This is a genomic window from Psychroflexus curvus, assembly GCF_020164585.1.
Taxonomy (GTDB): domain Bacteria; phylum Bacteroidota; class Bacteroidia; order Flavobacteriales; family Flavobacteriaceae; genus Psychroflexus; species Psychroflexus curvus.
The window spans coordinates 1-284 of the sequence record NZ_JAIQZF010000027.1 but is presented as its reverse complement, the minus strand read 5'-3'; the positions used below and the strand labels follow the sequence as shown (position 1 = coordinate 284).

Genomic DNA, 284 nt, shown 5'->3' with positions numbered 1-284 from the left:
AGAGGCCACCCCCTCGTCATCAGGGCAGAGGTCAGCATCAGTATCATCAGCATCAGCATCAGGCCAGGCCGCAGCATGGGAATCAGCAAGGCGGCAGAGGGCAGGCATTCAACCTATCTTTGGAGGAAGCACTGGCGTCCGGAGAAGTTGTGGCAGGTAACATTCTCGTCGCTTCATACCCTACTGTAGCATTATTTGATTCAGGAGCATCGCATTCATTTATATCTGCACGGCTTGCGACACGACTAGGAATGGAGTTCAAGTCATTGCCAGGGAGGTTGAAT

General features: G+C 52.5%; 1 protein-coding gene. It reads left to right on the top strand.

What is annotated here, in order from left to right; genetic code table 11:
* Positions 1-149: 149 nt before the first annotated feature.
* Positions 150-284: aspartyl protease family protein (locus LB450_RS13960; RefSeq protein WP_407692580.1), on the top strand; the 135-nt coding region annotated here is incomplete at its 3' end.